The 2694-nt window shown below is 69.9% G+C and carries 3 protein-coding genes; all 3 read left to right on the top strand.

Annotated elements, in window-relative coordinates; genetic code table 11:
* Window positions 1-868: TonB-dependent receptor domain-containing protein (locus tag WBA11_RS19395; protein ID WP_424522275.1), on the top strand; the 868-nt coding region annotated here is incomplete at its 5' end.
* Entirely contained in the window at window positions 868-1929 is a 1062-nt protein-coding gene (locus tag WBA11_RS19390; RefSeq protein ID WP_424522274.1) for a DUF4249 domain-containing protein, read from the top strand. The genes WBA11_RS19395 and WBA11_RS19390, both read left to right, overlap by 1 nt.
* Window positions 1930-2008: 79 nt before the next feature.
* Window positions 2009-2473 carry a hypothetical protein gene (locus WBA11_RS19385; RefSeq protein WP_424522273.1) on the top strand — a complete coding sequence of 155 codons (465 nt, stop codon included), beginning with the start codon at window positions 2009-2011 and terminating at the stop codon, window positions 2471-2473.
* Window positions 2474-2694 lie beyond the last annotated feature (221 nt).

Below are 2694 nucleotides of genomic sequence, written 5' to 3'. Positions count from 1 at the left end.
CGACCGGCTGGCGCTGAAGGCCTCGTTCGCCACGACGATGCAGCCGGTCCACCTGCTGACGACCGGCGGCGGCCTGGGTTTGCCGGCCGACCTGTGGGTCCCGGCGACCGACCGGGTCGGCCCGCAGCGTGGATGGCAGGCGGCGCTCGGAGCGGCCGGCTCGGTGGGCACGACGACGTCGTGGACCGTGGACGGGTACTGGCGCGAGATGAGGGGGCTCGTGGCCTACCGCGAGGGGGCCGCGTTCACGTCGCCGTTCGACGACTGGCAGGACCTGGTCGAGACCGGCGAGGGCCGCTCGTTCGGGGTCGAGGTGTTCGTCCAACACCGGACGGACCGGCTGACGGCTTGGGCCGGCTACACGTGGTCGAAGACCGACCGCCAGTTCGACGGGATCGACGGGGGGCGGCGGTTCCCGTTCCGCTACGACCGGCGCCACGACGTGTCGCTCACGGCGCGGTACCGGCTCTCGGACAGGTTCGACATCTCGGGCGGGTTCGTGTACGGGACCGGCGACGCCGTCACGCTCCCGGAGGCCACGTACCAAGCGCCGGCGTACGGCTACGGTGATCTGGCCGGGTGGGTCCGACCGTTCGACGACTTCGACGTCACCGACCAGACGGCCTACGGTGACCGGAACGGGTTCCGCCTCCCGGCCTACGCCCGCCTCGACCTCGGGGCCTCGTGGCACTTCCGTCGTGGGCCGCGCCCACGTGCGCTTCATCTCAACGTGTACAACGCGACGAACCGGAAGAACCCGTTCATGACGTCGCTCGAGCAGGGCAACGGCTTCGGTAGTCGCCGCCAGCTCACGGGCCTCGCGCTCTTCCCTGTTCTCCCGACCCTGTCCTACCAGTTCTCATTCTGATGCGACGTTTCTTCCTCGCCCTGCTCGTGGCCGTCCTCGCCGGGACGCTGGGCGCCTGCGACTTTTCACCGACCTACGACGTCCCGCTCCCCGAGTTCGAGCCTTCCCTGACGATCAACGGGGTCCTGGCCGCGGACTCGACGGTGGAGGTCCGCGTGACGACGACCCGAGACCGCTACCTCAGCCCGCACAGCGCCAGCCGGGGGTTCGAGCCTAGCGACCTGTTCACGGTCCCAGATGGCGCCGTAGTAGAGTTGCTGGTGGACGGTGCGTCAGCGGGCGACCTTCGGCTCGAGCCGCGCCTCTGCAACAGCGACGACCGATTCAACGATCCGAACCCGATGCCGGAGGCCCGGTGCGGCGCGTTTGTCTCGGATGTCGTCGTAGAGCCGGGGCGTACGTACGCGGTCCGGGCTTCGGCGCCTGGCTTTCCCCCCGCCGAGGCGTCGGTGACGGTTCCCGACCGAGTGCCTGTACGAGCCGAGGTCAGTCCGCCCGTCGAGGTCCGGATTCCCGGTTGGATCCGGGTCGATCGCGACGTCTCGGTGACGCTGCAAGACCTGTCAGGCGCGGGCGACCGCTATGCCTTGATGGCGGTGAGCGGTCCCTGGAGCTACACACGGGAGAGGAGGATCTGCGACTCGCCCGAGACACCGTGTCGAGACACAACGTGGACGGTCAACGTGCCCCAGACCCAGTTCAGCTACAGGACGACGGATCCAGTCCTGCTCACGGCGGCCCGAACGATCCCGACGAACGGGATCAACTTCGTCACGTTCACCGACGAGGTCTTCGACGGGGCCGAGCGGACGTTCGAGATCACGGTCGGCAACCTCGTGAACCCCGACCGAGACGACGAGGGGCCGACGCTGGAGGCCGTCTGGGTCGTCGCCGTCGACGACGCGACGTTCGGAGCGTACCAAGTGGCGTGGTTCGGCTACCCCGCGGGCGACGATTTCAACCCGTTCCAAGAGCCGCTCAACCTGCCTTCGAACGTCGAGGGCGGCTACGGCGTGCTGGGTGCCGTCACGGTCAACGAGGTCCGGTTCGATGAGGAGTAACCGCGCCCCGTGGCGGGCCCCGCTCTTCCTCCTCTGTCACGCCGTGGCCGTTGCGAGCGCGTGCGACACGACCGCTCCCGTGGTCCGTGAGCCGGTCCCCTTCCGCGTGCTGCTCCAGTCGGGCGGGTTCTTCGAGGAGTACGCCTCGACGCCCGACGGCGGCGGTGAGCCGGTCCCTCCTGCGTCGGTCGCTCTCTCGAGCGAGGCCGAGGAGGAGGCGTTCCTGGACGGCTACCCCCGCAATCCGTATTGGATCGACGGGGGCGGTCCGTTTTACGAGCCGTTCCCGGACGTGGACTACGCGGCCGAGACGGCCGTCGTGGTCGCCCTCGGCACGGCCGGGTCCGGGAGTGTCCTGGTCCGTGTCGACTCGGTCGTCTCGGACGGACGGCGCGCGCGGGTCTTCTCGACGACGGTCCTCCCGTGCCTGGGGACGCGGGACGTCGCGAACCCCGCTGCGATCGTCGCTCTTCAGGGCGAGAGGTGGGACGTGCGGTTCGAGGGGAGGCAGGTCGAGCGCCAGGACTGCACGGTGGGCCGGTAGCCCCGCCCGCTCCACCTGGCGAGGTCCTGCCGACGACGTCTTCGAGCCGCTGGGCTCCTGCAGTCCGAGGAGGCCGATGGATAGGGCTCGTCCCGGTAGCGCCGAGCGGGCGGTCGTCCCCGACGCGTTTCGGGAGGCCTGAAGCAGTGCGAGCTGTTGACAACACGCGCCGCCGGACGACCCGGCGGCGCGCGCTCTGCCAACGGGGGCCGGGCGCTCCC

Source organism: Rubrivirga sp., from assembly GCF_049648075.1.
In the GTDB taxonomy this organism is placed as follows: domain Bacteria; phylum Bacteroidota; class Rhodothermia; order Rhodothermales; family Rubricoccaceae; genus Rubrivirga.
This window is presented reverse-complemented; position numbering and strand designations above follow the sequence as displayed.